Raw genomic sequence first — 16877 nt, 5'->3', positions numbered from 1 at the left:
AAATACCAGCTCAAACCCCGCGACTGGGCCACCGCCGCCCGCGAGGGCACCACCATCGCCCCCCTCGTCACCAAGCTCAACACCATCCGGCGCGAGAACCCGGCCCTCCGCCAACTGCGCGATCTGCACTTCCATCCCACGGACAAGGAGGAGGTGATCGCCTACTCGAAGCGGCAAGGGTCGAACACGGTTCTGGTGGTCGCCAACCTCGACCCCCACCACACCCAGGAGGCGACGGTCTCGTTGGACATGCCGCAACTCGGCCTGGACTGGCACGAGTCGGTGCCGGTGCGCGACGAGCTCACCGGCGAGACCTACCACTGGGGCAGGGCCAACTACGTGCGCCTGGAGCCGGGCGTCACGCCCGCGCACGTCTGCACGGTTCTGCGACCGTCCCACCCGCAGATCGGAGGGTCACCCACCACATGATCTTCAACGAGCCCGTGCCGGACACCTTCGAGGACACCCCGGCCAAGGACCGTGACCCGGACTGGTTCAAACGAGCCGTCTTCTACGAGGTACTCGTCCGCTCCTTCCAGGACAGCAACGGCGACGGCGTCGGTGACCTCAAGGGCCTCACCGCCAAGCTGGACTACCTGCAATGGCTGGGCGTGGACTGCCTCTGGCTCCCGCCCTTCTTCAAGTCGCCGCTGCGCGACGGCGGTTACGACGTCTCCGACTACACCGCCGTGCTGCCCGAGTTCGGCGACCTGGCCGACTTCGTCGAGTTCGCGGACGCCGCCCACCAGCGCGGCATGCGCGTGATCATCGACTTCGTCATGAACCACACCAGCGACCAGCACCCGTGGTTCCAGGAGTCGCGCCGGGACCCCGACGGCCCGTACGGCGACTACTACGTCTGGGCGGACGACGACAAGCAGTTCCAGGACGCGCGGATCATCTTCGTCGACACCGAGGCGTCCAACTGGACCTACGACCCGGTGCGCAAGCAGTACTACTGGCACCGCTTCTTCTCCCACCAGCCCGACCTCAACTACGAGAACCCGGCCGTGCAGGAGGAGATGATCTCCGCCCTGAAGTTCTGGCTGGACCTGGGCATCGACGGGTTCCGGCTGGACGCGGTGCCGTACCTCTACCAGGAGGAGGGCACCAACTGCGAGAACCTCCCGGCCACGCACACCTTCCTGAAACGGGTGCGCAAGGAGATCGACGCGCAGTATCCGGACACGGTGGTGCTGGCGGAGGCCAACCAGTGGCCGGAGGACGTCGTCGACTACTTCGGCGACTACGCCGCGGGCGGCGACGAGTGCCACATGGCGTTCCACTTCCCGGTCATGCCGCGCATCTTCATGGCCGTACGCCGCGAGTCCCGTTACCCGGTCTCCGAGATCCTCGCCAAGACCCCGGCCATCCCGTCCGGCTGCCAGTGGGGCATCTTCCTGCGCAACCACGACGAGCTGACCCTGGAGATGGTCACCGACGAGGAACGCGACTACATGTACGCGGAGTACGCCAAGGACCCGCGCATGCGCGCCAACATCGGCATCCGGCGCCGGCTCGCCCCGCTCCTCGACAACGACCGCAACCAGATCGAGCTGTTCACCGCCCTGCTGCTCTCCCTGCCCGGCTCGCCGATCCTGTACTACGGCGACGAGATCGGCATGGGCGACAACATCTGGCTCGGCGACCGCGACGCGGTGCGCACGCCGATGCAGTGGACCCCGGACCGCAACGCCGGCTTCTCGTCGTCCGACCCCGGACGGCTGTTCCTGCCGACGATCATGGACCCGGTCTACGGCTACCAGGTGACGAACGTCGAGGCGTCCATGGCCTCGCCCTCGTCCCTGCTGCACTGGACCCGCCGCATGATCGAGATCCGCAAGCAGAACCCCGCCTTCGGCCTCGGCACCTACACCGAACTGCCCTCCTCCAACCCCGCTGTGCTCGCCTTCCTGCGGGAGTACGAGGACGACCTGGTGCTGTGCGTCCACAACTTCTCCCGGTTCGCGCAGCCCACCGAACTCGATCTGAGCGCCTTCGGGGGCCGCCATCCGGTCGAGCTGTTCGGCGGAGTCCGCTTCCCGGCGGTCGGCGAACTGCCGTACCTGCTGACCCTCGGGGGGCACGGCTTCTACTGGTTCCGGCTGCGCGACGACGCTCTCTAGGGCCGGACCGGCCCGATCCCCGGGCGGGCGGTTTCTGCCTCCCCGCCCGGGGCACGCATCAGTAACACCCCGACGACCCGGGGAAAGGACGCGACGCCATGTCGGAAGCCGTCACACGCACCGTCACGAGCCCGCCAGGCCTCCTAGCGTCACTTGATCCACTGCTGCGGGACTGGCTGCCGCGGCAACGCTGGTTCGCGGGCAAGGGCCGTCCGGTCACCGGATTCTCGCTGGTCGCGGCCACCGAGCTACTCCCCTCCGACGCCCGTCTCGGCCTTTACCACGTGCTGGTCCGCGCCCACCACCAGCTCGCTCCGGTACCGGGCGCGGCCGAGGAGCCCGGCGACTGCTACCAGCTCCTCATAGGCGCCCGCGAGGCGCTACCGCCCCGGCTGGCGCCCGCGCTCATCGGACACGTGACCGAGGGCCCGCTGGCCGGCCGCACCGCCTACGACGCCCTGTACGACACCCGGCCCGCCGAGGTGCTCCTGGAGGCGCTGCGCACCAGGGCCCGCATCGGCGGGCTTCGTTTCGAGCGGGAACCGGACCAGGAGATACGCCCGGGCCTGGTGCCGCGGCTGATGACCGCCGAGCAGTCGAACTCGTCGGTCGTGTATGGAGATACGTTCATTCTCAAGCTGCTGCGCCGTATCGTGCCCGGCATCAATCCCGACCTGGAGCTGCCGCTGGCGCTGGCCCGCGAGGGCTGCCCGCGGGTACCGGCTCCGGCCGGGTGGATGGTGGCCGACCTGGCCGGCCGGTCCTGGGTACTGGGCGTGCTCCAGCCCTATGTGCAGGGCGCGACCGACGGCTGGGAGCTGGCCCTGCGCGAGCTGGCCAAGGGGGAGGACTTCGCCGCCGAGGCCCGGGCGCTCGGACGGGCCACGGCCGAGGTGCACACCGCGCTGGCCCGCGCGCTGCCGACCGTCACTCTCGGCCACGGTCAGATGCGGCGGCTCGCCGACGGCATGATCGAGCGGCTGGAGGAGGCCGCCCACGCGGTGCCCCTGCTCCGGCCGTACGTGCCCGCGCTGCGCACGGCGTTCACGGCGCTGGGCGACCTGGCCGCCGAGGGCAGCACCTGGACCGCCCAGCGCGTCCACGGCGACCTGCACCTCGGCCAGTGCCTGCGCTCGCCCTCCGGTCGGTGGTCGCTGATCGACTTCGAGGGGGAGCCGGCCAAGCCCCTGGCCGAGCGGCGGATGCCGCAGCCGCCGGTGCGGGACATCGCCGGGATGCTGCGCTCCTTCGACTACGCCGCGCACTCGTCCGACGCCGCGGTGCCGGGCTGGGCCGAGTCCTGCCGGGCCGCGTACTGCACCGGGTACGCGGAGGTCGCCGGCAGCGACCCACGCACCGACCCGGTGATGCTCCGCGCCCACGAGACGGACAAGGCGGTGTACGAGGTCCTGTACGAGGCCCGGCACCGTCCCGACTGGCTGACGGTGCCCCTGTCCGCGGTGCGCCGCCTGTCCATGCCCGAACCGGCATGACACCCCCTCCCGATCCCACCTCGTCCAGGAGGCTCCCCCCGTGACCCCCCGCCCCTCGTCCAGCGGTCCCGACCCGAAGAAGACGGCCGAGGAGGAGAGCGCCGCGAAGAAGGCGGCGCCGCCTCAGAAGGCGGTGGCCAAGAAGACGACCTCGAAGAAGACGGCCGCGAAGAAGGCGACCCCGACGAAGTCCGCCACCAAGACGGCGGCCGCGAAGAAGACCGTGGCCAAGAAGGCGGTCGGGAAGAAGGCCGTCGCGAAGAAGACGCCCGCGGGGAAGCCGGCCGCCAAGAAGGCCGTGAAGAAGGCGGTACCGGCCGAGGTCGCCGTCTCCCCCACCCTGGACGCCGTCGACCGGGAGCGGCTGCTCGCCGGTACGCACCACGACCCCCACTCCGTGCTCGGCGCCCACTCCGTGCCCGGCGGGGTCGCCTTCCGGGCCTTCAGGCCGTACGCCCTGGCGGTGACCGTCCTGTCCGGGGAGCTGCGGGTCGAGCTGCACGACGACGGGGACGGGTTCTTCTCCGGGCTGGTGCCGATCCAGGAGGTCCCCGTCCACCGGCTCCTGGTGACGTACGAGGGGACGGCCCAGGAGGTCGACGACCCGTACCGCTTCCTGCCCACGCTGGGGGACCTGGACCTGCACCTGATCGGCGAGGGACGGCACGAGCAGCTGTGGCAGGCGCTCGGCGCGCATCCGACGACCCATGAGGGGGTCGCGGGCACCCGCTTCACGGTGTGGGCGCCGAACGCGCGCGGGGTCCGGGTGGCCGGCGGCTTCAACTTCTGGGACGGCACCGGTCACCCGATGCGGTCGCTGGGCGGCACCGGCGTGTGGGAGCTGTTCCTGCCCGGTATCGGCGCGGGCGAGCTGTACAAGTTCGAGATCACCCGGCCCGACGGCTCGCGCACGTTCCGCGCGGACCCGCTGGCCCGCCGTACGGAGGTCCCGCCCGCCACCTCCTCCGTCGTGCACACCTCGGACTACACCTGGGGCGACGAGGAGTGGCTGGCCCGGCGCGCGCAGGCACCCGCGCACGAGGCTCCGCTGTCGGTGTACGAGGTCCACCTGGCTTCCTGGCGGCCGGGGTTGACGTACCGCGAGCTGGCCGAGCAGCTCCCCGCGTACGTCGCGGACCTGGGTTTCACCCACGTCGAGCTGATGCCGGTCGCCGAGCATCCCTTCGGGGGCTCCTGGGGCTACCAGGTCACCGGCTTCTACGCGCCCACGGCCCGCCTCGGCGACCCCGACGACTTCAAGTACCTGGTCGACCGGCTGCACCAGGCCGGCATCGGCGTCCTGATGGACTGGGTGCCGGCGCACTTCCCGCGCGACGACTGGGCGCTGGCCGAGTTCGACGGGCGTCCGCTGTACGAGCACTCCGACCCACTGCGGGCCGCGCACCCGGACTGGGGCACGCTGGAGTTCGACTTCGGGCGCCGGGAGGTGCGCAACTTCCTCGTCGCCAACGCCGTGTACTGGTGCGAGGAGTTCCACATCGACGGGCTGCGCGTCGACGCGGTCGCCTCGATGCTCTACCTGGACTACTCGCGCGAGCCGGGCCAGTGGACGCCGAACGAGCACGGCGGCCGGGAGAACCTGGACGCGGTGGCGTTCCTCCAGGAGATGAACGCGACGGTGTACCGGCGGGTGCCGGGGGTGGTGACCGTCGCGGAGGAGTCGACGGCGTGGGACGGGGTCACGCGGGCCACGCACCACAAGGGGCCGAGCGGGTTCGGCGGGCTCGGGTTCGGGCTGAAGTGGAACATGGGCTGGATGCACGACTCGCTCCAGTACATGAGCCACGAGCCGGTGCACCGCAAGTACCACCACGGCGAGATGACCTTCTCGATGGTGTACGCGTACAGCGAGAACTACGTGCTGCCGATATCCCACGACGAGGTGGTGCACGGCAAGAAGTCGCTGGTGTCGAAGATGCCCGGCGACTGGTGGCAGCAGCGCGCGAACGAGCGGGCGTACCTGGGCTTCATGTGGGCCCACCCCGGCAAGCAGCTGCTCTTCATGGGGCAGGAGTTCGCGCAGGGCGCGGAGTGGTCCGAGGCGCACGGTCCCGACTGGTGGCTGCTGGACCCGGAGTACGGGGCGGCGGCGGACCACCGGGGCATGCGCGATCTGGTGCGGGACCTGAACACCGTCTACCGGGTCACGCCCGCGCTGTGGCAGCGCGACACCCACCCCTCGGGTTTCGCCTGGGTGGTCGGGGACGCCGCCGAGGACAACGTCCTCGCGTTCCTGCGGCTGGACGCCGACGGCACCCCGCTGCTCGCGGTGTCGAACTTCGCGCCGGTCGTCCGCCCCGACTACCGCCTCGGTGTCCCCGACGACGTCCCCGCCTGGCACGAGGTGCTCAACACCGACGCCGCGCGGTACGGCGGCGGCGACGTGGGCAACCCCGACCCGGTCAAGCCGGAGCCGCAGGGGTGGCACGGCCGGCCGGCGAGCGTCCGGCTGACCCTGCCGCCCCTGTCGACGGTGTGGCTGCGTCCGGCGTAGGAGCCAGGGCCTGTCGTTCGGATCAGGTCGGCTGAGAGAGACTGCGCCTCGCGCCCCGCGACGCCGGCATGATCCGAACGACAGGCCCCAAGTGGGCTACGCGTCCACCAGCCCCTTCGGCAGCGGCCCCGTGTGCAGTACGCCGAGCCGCTGGGTGGCCCGGGTGAGGGCCACGTACAGGTCGCTCGTGCCGTAGCGGCCGGGCTCGACGACCAGGACGGAGTCGAACTCCAGGCCCTTGGACTGGCGCGGGTCGAGCAGGACGACGCTCCGGGTGAGGTCCGGCTCGGCGCCCGCCGTCACGCCGTCCAGCCGGGCGGCGAGCGCCTGGTGCAGCTCGCGCGGGGCGATGACGGCGAGGCGGCCCTCCTCGGGGGTCAGCTCCCGGGCGGCCTCGGCGACGGCGGCCGGGAGGTCGCCGGTGGCGCGGATCCAGGGCCGTACGCCCGTGGAGCGCACCGAACTCGGCGGGGCGAAGGCGGGGTCGTCGGCGCGGACCACGGCCGCCGCCACGTCCATGATCTCGGCCGGGGTGCGGTAGTTGACGCCCAGGCGGGTGTGCTCCCAGCGGTCCTCGACGTACGGCGCGAGGATCTTCGACCAGGAGCCGACACCGGCCGCCTCCGCGGTCTGCGCCGGATCGCCGACCAGGGTCATCGAACGGGTCGGGCAACGGCGCATCAGCAGCCGCCACGCCATCGGGGACAGCTCCTGCGCCTCGTCCACGATGATGTGCCCGAACGCCCAGGTGCGGTCGGCCGCGGCCCGTTCGGCGGCGCTGCGGTGGTCGTCCTCCTCCTGGCGTTCGGCGAAGCGCTCGGCGTCGATGATGTCGTGCGCCGACAGCACCTCCGCGTCCTCCTCGTCCTTGTCCTCGAACTCGTAGGTCCGGGACGCGTACGACACGTCCAGCACGCCCTGCGCGTAGGAGATCTGCTGCTGCCGTTCGCGTTCGGCGCGGGAGCGGGCGATGCGGTCGTCCTCGCCGAGCAGCTCGGCCGCCTCGTCGAGGAGGGGCACGTCGGCGACGGTCCAGCGCCGGGTGACCGGGCGGCGGACGGCGGCGGCGTCCTCGGCGGGGAGGAAGGCCTCGGGGGCGGCGAGGAAGTCGGCGACGAGGCGCTGGGGAGTCACCCGGGGCCAGAGCTGGTCGATGGCCGACCAGACCTCGGGGTTCTCGGCGAGTTCGTCGCGGATCTGGGTGATGTCGCTGGGGTCGAGGAGGTTGGTGCCGTCGTAGGGGTCGGTGCCGATGCGTTCGGCGACCATGTCGGTGAGGGTGTTGAGGATGTGGCCCTCGAAGTGCTCGCGGGACGCGTTGTGCGGCAGCTTGGCGGCGCGGGTGCGCTCGCGGGCGACGTTGACCAGGTCGTCGTCGAGCATGAGGATCTCGCGGTCGTGCTCGATCGCGATCACCGGGTCGGGCAGCCCCTGGCGGTCGCGGACCACCTCGGCGAGGACGTCGGCCATGTCGGCACGGCCCTTCACCGCCGCCGCCTCCGGCGTGTCCGTCGCCGTGGCCTTCACGCCGGGGAACAACTCGCCGACCGTGGCGAGGAGCACGCCGGTCTCGCCCAGGGAGGGCAGCACCTCGCCGATGTAGCCGAGGAAGGCCGGGTTGGGGCCGACGATCAGGACGGCACGCTTGGCGAGCAGCTCGCGGTGCTCGTAGAGGAGGTAGGCGGCGCGGTGCAGGGCGACGGCGGTCTTGCCGGTGCCGGGCCCGCCCTCGACGACCAGGACGCCGCGGTGCGGGGCGCGGATGATGCGGTCCTGGTCGGCCTGGATGGTCTGCACGATGTCGCCCATGCGGCCGGTGCGCGCGGAGTTCAGCGCGGCGAGCAGCACGGCGTCGCCGGACGGGTCCTCGTGGCCGGTGCGCGTCTCGTCGCCGAGGTCGAGGATCTCGTCGTGCAGGGCGGTGACCGTGCGGCCCTCGCTCGCGATGTGCCGGCGGCGGCGCAGGCCCATCGGGGTGTGGCCGGTGGCCAGGTAGAAGGGGCGGGCGACGTCGGCCCGCCAGTCGATCAGGACCGGGGTGCGCTCGGCGTCGTCGGCGCGCAGGCCGATGCGGCCGATGTGGTGCCCGGCACCGGAGGTGAGGTCGATCCGGCCGAAGCAGAGGGAACCGTCCACCGCGTTGAGCGCGGCGAGCAGCCCGGAGCGCTCGGCGACCAGGATGTCCCGCTCCAGCCGGGCCTGCTGGGGGGTGTTGCCCTGCGCGAGCGCCTGGGTCACCGAGACCTCGGTGTCGCCGCGCAGCGCGTCCACGCGTGCGTACAGTCCGTCGATGAATTCCTGCTCGTGCCGCAATTCATCGTCCGGAAATTCGGTGTTTGACAATTCCACTCCCGCCCGGATATACTGTGCTCATGAACTTCTTCGTGTCTCCATTGTGGTGAAGTCGCGAATCAACGAATATACGCAAAGAAATCCCCCGAGCGCAATCGCTCGGGGGATTTCTTGTTGCCGCCCGCCGCCTACAGCACGTCGGACAGCTCCTCCAGCAGCCGCCGCTTGGGCCGGGCGCCCACCATCGACCTCACCGGCTCACCGTCGCGGAACACCATGAACGTCGGCATCGACAGCACCTTGTACGCGTTCGTGGTCGCCGGATTCCGGTCGACGTTCAGCTGCACCACCCGGAGCCGGTCACCCTCTTCCGCGGCCAGGGCGCCGAGCACCGGAGCCATCTGCCGGCACGGCGGGCACCAGTCCGCGGTGAACTCCACCAGCACCGGCAGCTCACTGCCCAGCACCTCCGCGGCGAACCCGGCGTCCGTCACCTCGGGCACCCCGTTGTTCGTCATGCGTGTCCTCCCAGTTCGCACTTGGGCTCCGGGCCCCCCGGAACCGCCGCCTCGGCTCGCGCCAGCTGCGCACCGACCTGCGCCCGCACCGACGTGAGCTGCTCGATCAGCTCGTCCAGCTCCGCCAGCTTGCGCCGGTAGACCACGAGGGAGGCCGGGCACGAGTCGCCCTCGGGGTGCCCGGCGCGCAGACACTCCACGAACGGGCGGGTCTCCTCCAGGTCGAACCCGAAGTCCTGGAGCGTCCTGATCTGCCGCAGCAGCTTCAGGTCTTCCTCGTCGTACGCCCGGTACCCGTTGCCGGTGCGCCGGGCGGGCAGCAGACCCCGCGACTCGTAGTACCGCAGCGTCCGCGTCGTGGTCCCGGCCCGTGCGGCCAGCTCGCCGATTCGCATGGGGACGAACGTAAGCCTTGACGCGGACGTCAAGGCAAGAAGCCCCGCGCCTTCCGGCGCGGGGCTTCTCGGGAGGACCGGGCGGCTGAGCGACGGGGGGAGCACCTCAGCCGCCCGGCGTGTGCGGGCGTCGCGCCGGCCTGTCTCAGGCCCGGGCCAGCTCCTTCTCGCCGCCCTGCTCGGGCACCTCCGGCGTGCCGTCCGCGTCGTCGGCGCCGTGGTGGTCGTCCAGGAGGGTCTTCTCGTCGAACGGGGCGTGTCCGGCGAGCACCTCGTCCACCCGGCCCTTGTCGATCTCCTTGGTCCAGGTGCCGATCAGGACCGTGGCGATGGCGTTGCCGGCGAAGTTGGTGAGGGCGCGGGCCTCGCTCATGAAGCGGTCGATGCCGACGATGAGGCCGATGCCGTCCACCAGGGCGGGCTTGTGCGAGGAGAGACCGCCGGCCAGCGTGGCGAGACCGGCACCGGAGACACCGGCCGCGCCCTTCGAGGCCACCAGCAGGAAGAGCAGCAGCGGGATCTGCTCACCGACCGACATCGGCGTACCCATGGCGTCGGCGATGAACAGCGAGGCCATGGTCATGTAGATCATGGTGCCGTCGAGGTTGAACGAGTAGCCGGTCGGGACGGTGATGCCGACCACCGGCTTGCTGACGCCCAGGTGCTCCATCTTCGCGATGAGGCGCGGCAGCGCCGACTCCGACGAGGAGGTGGACAGGATCAGCAGGAACTCGCGGCCCAGGTACTTGAAGAGCGAGAGGACGTTGACGCCGGCGACGAAGCGCAGCAGCGCGCCCAGCACCAGGAAGACGAAGAGGAAGCAGGTGACGTAGAAGCCGAGCATCAGTACGGCCAGGCTCTTGAGCGCGTCGACGCCGGCCGAGCCGGTGACGGCGGCGATGGCGCCGAAGGCACCGATCGGGGCGGCCCACATGATCATGGCCAGGACGCGGAAGACCAGCCGCTGGATGTGCTCGATGCCGCGCAGGACGGGCTGTCCGGCGGAGCCCATGGCCTGCAGGGCGAAGCCGCAGAGCAGGGCGATCAGCAGGGTCTGCAGGACCTCGCCCGAGGTGAACGCGGAGACGATCGTGGTCGGGATGATGCCCATCAGGAACTCGGTGGTGCCCTTGGCCTCCGCGTCGACCTGCGCCTGACCGGTCTCCTTGACGGCGTCGGTGACCGCGAGGCCCGTGCCCGGGTCCAGGATGTTGCCGACGATCAGGCCGATGGCGAGGGCCACCAGCGACATGACCAGGAAGTAGACCAGGGCGATACCGCCGACCGCGCCGACCTTGGCGGCCTTGCGCACCGAGCCGATGCCCAGCACGATCGTGCAGAAGATGATCGGCGAGATCATCATCTTGATCAGGTTCACGAAGCCGGTGCCCAGCGGCTTCAGCTCGGTCGCGAAGTCGGGGGCGGCGAGACCGACGGTGATACCGAGGGCGACCGCGATGATCACCGCGATGTAGAGATAGTGCGTGCGATCCCGCTTGGCTTTGGGTGCGGCAGGTGCCGTAGCGGCTTTGCTGGTCACGGCGGCCCTCCTTGACGACGTCGTCGGCATCACCGGCGTGCGGCTCACGTCCGGGGGTTTGTTTCGGGGATGCGGCGACTATCTCCCGCGTTGTGAGCGCGGTCACCCTTGCGTTCATTTAGTTCACAATCAAGCCAGGAGGGAGACTGACGGCATGCACCTCCGCGTCCCCCGTCCCCGTAGCCTGGCCGGTCAGCTCTTCGCCATGCAGGCCGTGCTGATAGCGGTCGTGGTCGCCGGGTACGCGCTGTTCACCTACGTCAGCGACCGGCAGCAGGCGGAGGAGGCGGCCGGGCGCCAGGCCAGGTCGGTGTCGCTGGCGATCGCCGACTCGCCGTCCGTGCTGGAGGCGATCCGCACGCCCGACCCGACGGCGCGGCTCCAGCCGTACGCGGTGCGGGTCATGCGGGACACCGACGTGGACTTCGTGACGATCATGAATCCGGAGGGCATCCGCTGGACCCACCCGGACCCGAAGCAAATCGGCCATCTCTTCCGCGGGCACATCGAGCGCGCGCAGCGGGGCGAGACGTTCACCGAGACCTACACGGGCACGCTGGGGCCGTCGGTGCGGGCGGTGACGCCCGTGGAGAACGCCGGGCGGGTGGTCGGCCTGGTCAGCGCCGGGATCAAGGTCGAGGAGATCAGCAAGCGGGCGCAGGAGCAGCTGACGGCCCTGCTCGGGGTGGCGGCCGGGGCGCTGCTGCTCGGTGCGGTCGGCACGTACGTGATCAACGCGCGGCTGCGCCGGCACACGCACGGTATGAACGCGGACGAGCTGAGCCGGATGCACGACTACCATCAGGCGGCGCTGCACGCGGTACGGGAGGGTCTGCTGATGCTGGACGGGCAGTACCGTGTCGCGCTGATCAACGACGGCGGACGGGAGCTGCTCGGTGTGACCGGTGACGTGGTGGGCACCTCCGTCGCCGACCTGGGGCTGCCGGCGCAGCTGACGGGGGCGCTGCTGGCCTCGGAACCGCGGGTGGACGAGGTGCATCCGACGGCGGAGCGGGTGCTGGTGGTGAACACCTCGCCGGTCTCCGGCGGCGAGCGCCGGGGCACGGTGGTGACCCTGCGCGACGTGACCGAACTGCAGTCGCTGACGGGCGAGCTGGACTCCGAGCGCGGCTTCACCCAGGCGTTGCGATCGCAGGCGCACGAGGCGGCCAACCGGCTGCACACGGTCGTCTCGCTGATCGAACTGGGGCGCACCGAGGAGGCCGTGGACTTCGCGACGGCGGAACTGGAGCTGGCGCAGGCGCTCACCGACCAGGTGGTGGCGGCGGTCGGCGAGCCCGTCCTGGCCGCGCTGCTGCTGGGCAAGACGGCGCAGGCCAACGAGCGGGGAGTGGAGCTGGTGGTGTCGCAGGACAGCCGACTGGACGACGGGCTGCTGCCGCCGTCCCTGCCCGCCCGGGACCTGGTGACGATCCTGGGGAACCTGGTCGACAACGCGGTGGACGCGGCCCAGGGCGAGGTGCCCTCGCGGGTGACGGTGGCGGCGTACACCGAGGCAACCGGCGGACGGCGGACGGCCGGGGGCGAGGACGTCTCCGGCGCGGACTCGGCGGCAGGTGGCTCCGAGCTGGTGCTGAGGGTGTCGGACACGGGTGCCGGGGTCGATCCCGCCCATGCCGACCTGGTCTTCCAGCGGGGTTTCTCGACGAAGCCGGCCGGTGAGGGCGGCCGTGGCCTGGGGCTGGCGCTGGCCAGTCAGGCAGTGCAGCGGCACGGCGGCACCCTGACCGTGACGGAGGCCGAGGGCGGCGGCGCCCGTTTCGAGGCCCGGCTGCCGCTGGACGACCCCGGGGGCCACGTGCCGGCCCCGGACGCCCTGGCGAGCAGACATGGGTCCGGGGGCGCCGTATGAGCACCACCCCGCAGCCGATCCGGGTCCTGGTCGTCGAGGACGACCCCGTCGCCGCCGACGCGCACGTGATGTACGTCGGCCGGGTGCCGGGGTTCACGGCCGTCGGTAAGGCGCACACGGGAGCGGAGGCCCGGCGCGTGCTGGACCGTACGCCGGTGGATCTGCTCCTGCTCGACCTGCACCTGCCGGACGTGCACGGGCTGCAGCTGGCCCGTTCGCTGCGGGCGGCGGGGCATCACACCGATGTGATAGCGGTGACGTCGGCGCGGGACCTGGCGGTCGTGCGGGAGGGGGTGTCGCTGGGCGTCGTGCAGTACGTGCTGAAGCCGTTCACCTTCGCCACCCTGCGGGACCGTCTGGTGCGGTACGCGGAGTTCCGGGGCACCGCCGGGGAGGCGAGCGGCCAGGACGAGGTGGACCGGGCGCTGGCCACACTGCGGGCTCCGGGCCCGGCCGCCCTGCCGAAGGGGCTGAGCGGGCCGACGCTGGAGCGGGTGACGGGCGCGCTGCGCGGCACCGAGGAAGGGCTCACGGCGGCCGGGGTGGCCGAGGCCGTGGGCATCTCGCGGATCACGGCCCGGCGTTACCTGGAGCATCTGGTGGACGCGGGGCGGGCGGGACGGAGCCCGCTGTACGGGCAGGTGGGGCGGCCGGAGTTGGTGTACCGGTGGGTGCGCGAGGCCGAGCGGGGCCGATGAACACAGGTTGTCCACCGCACACGCATTGACCTGACTAGACCAGTCCTCTTACGTTCGCCGGGCAGCCGTCCCGGCCACAGCGTCGTGCCCGTAGGAGGTCGTGCCCGTGCGTCCCACCGTCCGGTTCACCGCTCTGTTCACCCTCACCGCGCTCGCCTCCACCACCCTCGCCGCCTGCGGAAGCGGCTCCGGCAGCGACCCGGACACGGTGAAGGTCTCCTTCAAGCAGTCGACGGACAACTCCATCAAGGTGATGGACACCTATCTCGCCGGCATCAAGAAGCAGTTCGAGAAGGCCAACCCGGGCAAGAAGGTCGAACTCGTCCCCATCAAGGCCCCGGACTCGGAGTACTACACCAAGCTCCAGCAGATGCTCCGCTCCCCCAAGACCGCGCCGGACCTGGTCTACGAGGACACGTTCCTCATCAACTCCGACATCACGAGCGGATACTTGAAGCCCCTCGACGAGTACCTGGCGAAGTGGAAGGACTGGGACCAGTTCATCGACACCGCGAAGGCGGCGGCCAAGGGCGAGGACGGCAAGACGTACGGCGTCCCGGACGGGACGGACACCCGGGGCCTGTGGTTCAGCAAGGACGTCTTCGCCGAGGCCGGCCTGCCCGCCGACTGGCAGCCGAAGACCTGGGGCGACGTGCTGTCCGCGGCCCGCGCCATCAAGGAGAAGGTGCCGGGCGTCGTCCCCCTCAACGTGTACACGGGCAAGCCGGCCGGTGAGGCGGCCACCATGCAGGGCTTCGAGATGCTGCTGTACGGCACGAACGACGGCACCACCGACCCGCTGTACGACAAGGGCAGCAAGAAGTGGATCGCGGCCGGGCAGGGCTTCGAGGACTCGCTCGCGTTCGTCGAGACCGTGTACAAGGAGAAGCTCGGCCCGGAGGTCTCCGACGCGCTCGACCCCAACTTCGGCACCAAGGTCCGCGGCGAACTCCTCCCGCAGGGCAAGCTCGGCATCGCCCTGGACGGCTCCTGGCTGCCGCAGGACTGGCTGGAGGGCAGCGGGCACGAGTGGCCCGAGTGGTCGAAGGAGCTGGGGCTCGCGGCCATGCCGACGCAGAACGGCCAGGCTCCGGGCAAGGTGAGCATGTCCGGCGGCTGGACGTGGTCGATCCCGGCCAAGGCGGGCAACCCGGACCTGGCCTTCGAGTTCATCAAGACGATGCAGACCAAGGCCAACGCCCAGAAGTGGTACATCGCCAACTCGGGCATCGCGGTCCGCGAGGACGTCGCGAACGACCCCGCGTACGTCGACGCCCAGCCCGGCATCAAGTTCTTCACCGACCTCGTCGAGAGCACGCACTACCGGCCCGCCTACCCGGCGTACCCGAAGGTCTCCGTCGCCATCCAGGAGGCGATGGAGGGCGTGACGACCGGCGACAAGTCGGTCGAGGAGGCGGCCCGCGGCTACGACGAGGCGCTCAAGGAGGCCACCGACAACAAGGTGGTCCGCAAGTGACCGCGGCCACGCCGCAGCACACGGGGCCGGGTCCGGGGCCGGGTCCGGGTCCAGGTCCGGAAGTCCGTAAGACGCCGCCGGGCCCGCCCGTCCCGGACCCGGCCCGTCGCGCGAGGCCCGCCACCACTCGCCGCGCCCTCTTCCGCGCCCTGCCCGTCTCCCCCGCCGTCGTCCTGCTGCTGCTCTTCCTCGCCAGCCCGATCGCGTACTGCGTCGTCATCGCCTTCACCGACCTCCAGCTCACCGGGCAGGCCGAGGAGTCCTTCGTCGGCTTCGAGAACTTCCGGCGGGCGTTCCAGGACGAGGCGTTCCTCAACGCCGTGTGGCTGACCCTGGTGTTCACGGTGCTGTCGTCGCTGATCGGGCAGAACACCCTGGGGCTCGCGCTGGCCTCGCTGATGCAGCGGGCCTCGAAGCCGGTCCGTACGCTCACCGGCGGCATCGTCGTCACGGCGTGGGTGCTGCCGGAGGTGGTGGCGGGCTTCCTGCTCTACGCCTTCTTCCGCCGCGAGGGCACCCTCAACGCCATCCTGGACTGGCTCCATCTGCCGTCCCAGAACTGGCTGTTCACGCTGCCGATCCTGGCGGTGTCCTTCGCCAACGTGTGGCGGGGGACGGCGTTCTCGATGCTGGTGTACTCGGCCGCCCTGAACGAGATCCCGAAAGAGGTCACCGAGGCCGCCGAGGTGGACGGGGCGAGCGGCTGGCGCCGGATGTGGCACATCACGCTGCCGATGATCCGGCGCTCCATCGGCACCAACCTCATGCTGAACACCCTGCAGACCCTGTCGGTCTTCGGCCTGATCTGGGTGATGACGCGGGGCGGCCCGAGCGGCAAGAGCCAGACGCTGCCGCTGTTCATGTACGAGCAGGCCTTCCAGAACAGCCTGATCGGCTACGGCACGGCGGTGGCACTGCTGCTGTTGCTGATCGGTTCGCTGTTCTCGGTCGTGTACCTGCGCCTGCTGCGGACGGAGGTCTGACATGGCATCCGCCTTCGCGTCCCGCCGCGCCCCCGCCTCCCGGCGCAACCGGCGCCGGCTGGCCGCCGACGCCGGGCTGCTGGTGGCCGCCGCCGCGTTCGTGCTGCCGCTGGCCTGGGTGGTGCTGTCCGCCCTGGACCCGCGCGCGAGCCTGCGGGTGAAGGTCCCCGACGGGCTGACGCTGGAGAACTTCGACGCGATCCTCACCCCGGAGATCACCTTCACCCCGCTGCTCAACAGCCTCGTCCTGTGCGGCGGCGCGACCCTGCTGACGGTGGTGTGCGCGGCGCTCGCGGCGTATCCGCTCTCCCGTTTCCGGTCGCGGCTGAACCGGCCGTTCCTGCTGACCATCCTGTTCGCGACCAGCCTGCCGATCACCGCGATCATGGTGCCGGTCTACGCCCTCTTCGTGCGGGTGAACATGATCGACACCATGCACGGGACGATCTTCTTCTTCGCCGCCTCCCAGCTGCCCTTCGCCATCTGGCTGATGAAGAACTTCATGGACGGCGTGCCCAAGGAGCTGGAGGAGGCGGCCTGGACGGACGGGGCGTCGTCGTTCCAGTCACTGCTGCGGATCGTGCTGCCGCTGATGGGGCCGGGAGTGGCGGTGGTGACGGTGTTCTCGTTCGTGATGATGTGGGGGAACTTCTTCGTCCCCTTCATGCTGCTGCTCTCCCCGGACCAGATGCCCGCCTCGGTGAGCATCAACGACTTCTTCGGCAACCGGGGCATGGTGGCGTACGGGCAGCTGGCGGCGTTCTCGATCGTCTACTCGACGCCGGTCATCCTGCTGTACGTGCTGATCTCCCGGCGGCTGGGCGGGGGGTTCGCGCTGGGCGGGGCGGTGAAGGGGTGAGCGGGGCGGTGAAAGGGGTGAGCGGGGCGGGTCCGCTTGCGCCCGCAATACGCCCGTCATACGCCCGTAGGTTCATACAATCCGTATCGCTGGCTGAACAGACCGTAG

The 16877-nt window shown here is 70.7% G+C and carries 12 protein-coding genes and 1 pseudogene; 9 read left to right on the top strand and 4 right to left on the bottom strand.

Translation table 11 applies throughout. The annotated features are described in order from the left end of the window. From ACFW48_RS21525 to glgB, 4 genes and pseudogenes are all read left to right on the top strand, one after another. Nucleotides 1-429, top strand: a pseudogene (locus ACFW48_RS21525) (alpha-1,4-glucan--maltose-1-phosphate maltosyltransferase); the annotation flags it as partial. Further along, the gene (gene treS, locus ACFW48_RS21520) at nucleotides 426-2126 is read left to right on the top strand and encodes a maltose alpha-D-glucosyltransferase (RefSeq protein ID WP_386316837.1); all 1701 of its coding nucleotides are present in this window, start codon (nucleotides 426-428) and stop codon (nucleotides 2124-2126) included. The pseudogene ACFW48_RS21525 and the gene treS, both read left to right, overlap by 4 nt. A 98-nt stretch (nucleotides 2127-2224) precedes the next feature. Continuing rightward, nucleotides 2225-3619: a maltokinase gene (locus ACFW48_RS21515; RefSeq protein WP_386316836.1), complete on the top strand. Its 1395-nt coding sequence runs from the start codon at nucleotides 2225-2227 to the stop codon at nucleotides 3617-3619. A 40-nt stretch (nucleotides 3620-3659) separates the two neighbouring features. Continuing rightward, nucleotides 3660-6134: a 1,4-alpha-glucan branching enzyme gene (gene glgB / locus ACFW48_RS21510; protein WP_386316834.1), complete on the top strand. Its 2475-nt coding sequence runs from the start codon at nucleotides 3660-3662 to the stop codon at nucleotides 6132-6134. 96 nt (nucleotides 6135-6230) lie between these two features. Here glgB and ACFW48_RS21505 read toward each other — a convergent pair whose 3' ends face one another. From ACFW48_RS21505 to ACFW48_RS21490, 4 genes are all read right to left on the bottom strand, one after another. After that, nucleotides 6231-8495, bottom strand: coding sequence for a HelD family protein (locus tag ACFW48_RS21505; protein ID WP_386316861.1), 2265 nt, complete (start codon nucleotides 8493-8495; stop codon nucleotides 6231-6233). A 119-nt stretch (nucleotides 8496-8614) separates the two neighbouring features. Further along, nucleotides 8615-8929: a thioredoxin family protein gene (locus ACFW48_RS21500; RefSeq protein ID WP_386316859.1), complete on the bottom strand. Its 315-nt coding sequence runs from the start codon at nucleotides 8927-8929 to the stop codon at nucleotides 8615-8617. Between the two features lie 11 nt (nucleotides 8930-8940). Beyond that, nucleotides 8941-9339 carry a MerR family transcriptional regulator gene (locus ACFW48_RS21495; protein WP_386316832.1) on the bottom strand — a complete coding sequence of 133 codons (399 nt, stop codon included), beginning with the start codon at nucleotides 9337-9339 and terminating at the stop codon, nucleotides 8941-8943. A 145-nt stretch (nucleotides 9340-9484) separates the two neighbouring features. Then, nucleotides 9485-10879 carry a cation:dicarboxylate symporter family transporter gene (locus ACFW48_RS21490; RefSeq protein WP_386316830.1) on the bottom strand — a complete coding sequence of 465 codons (1395 nt, stop codon included), beginning with the start codon at nucleotides 10877-10879 and terminating at the stop codon, nucleotides 9485-9487. A 154-nt stretch (nucleotides 10880-11033) separates the two neighbouring features. Between ACFW48_RS21490 and ACFW48_RS21485 the strand changes: the two genes are divergently transcribed. The 5 genes from ACFW48_RS21485 (at nucleotide 11034) to ACFW48_RS21465 (ending at nucleotide 16769) form a co-directional block, all read left to right on the top strand. After that, nucleotides 11034-12752, top strand: a complete 1719-nt coding sequence (locus ACFW48_RS21485; protein ID WP_386316828.1) for an ATP-binding protein — start codon at nucleotides 11034-11036, stop codon at nucleotides 12750-12752. Further along, a complete protein-coding gene (locus ACFW48_RS21480) occupies nucleotides 12749-13450 on the top strand; it encodes a response regulator (RefSeq protein ID WP_386316827.1) in 702 nt (233 codons plus the stop codon). The genes ACFW48_RS21485 and ACFW48_RS21480 overlap by 4 nt, the downstream gene beginning before the upstream one ends. 106 nt (nucleotides 13451-13556) lie before the next feature. Further along, nucleotides 13557-14927 carry an extracellular solute-binding protein gene (locus ACFW48_RS21475; RefSeq protein ID WP_386316825.1) on the top strand — a complete coding sequence of 457 codons (1371 nt, stop codon included), beginning with the start codon at nucleotides 13557-13559 and terminating at the stop codon, nucleotides 14925-14927. Beyond that, a complete protein-coding gene (locus tag ACFW48_RS21470; RefSeq protein ID WP_386316823.1) occupies nucleotides 14924-15910 on the top strand; it encodes a carbohydrate ABC transporter permease in 987 nt (328 codons plus the stop codon). Before ACFW48_RS21475 ends, ACFW48_RS21470 begins: the two co-directional genes overlap by 4 nt. Nucleotide 15911: 1 nt before the next feature. Next, nucleotides 15912-16769: a carbohydrate ABC transporter permease gene (locus ACFW48_RS21465; RefSeq protein WP_386316822.1), complete on the top strand. Its 858-nt coding sequence runs from the start codon at nucleotides 15912-15914 to the stop codon at nucleotides 16767-16769. Nucleotides 16770-16877: the final 108 nt, after the last annotated feature.

The organism is Streptomyces sp. NPDC058812, from assembly GCF_042744565.1.
Taxonomy (GTDB): Bacteria; Actinomycetota; Actinomycetes; order Streptomycetales; family Streptomycetaceae; genus Streptomyces; species Streptomyces thinghirensis.
The sequence above is the reverse complement of the archived record's forward strand: the minus strand, read 5'-3'. Positions and strand labels throughout refer to the sequence as shown.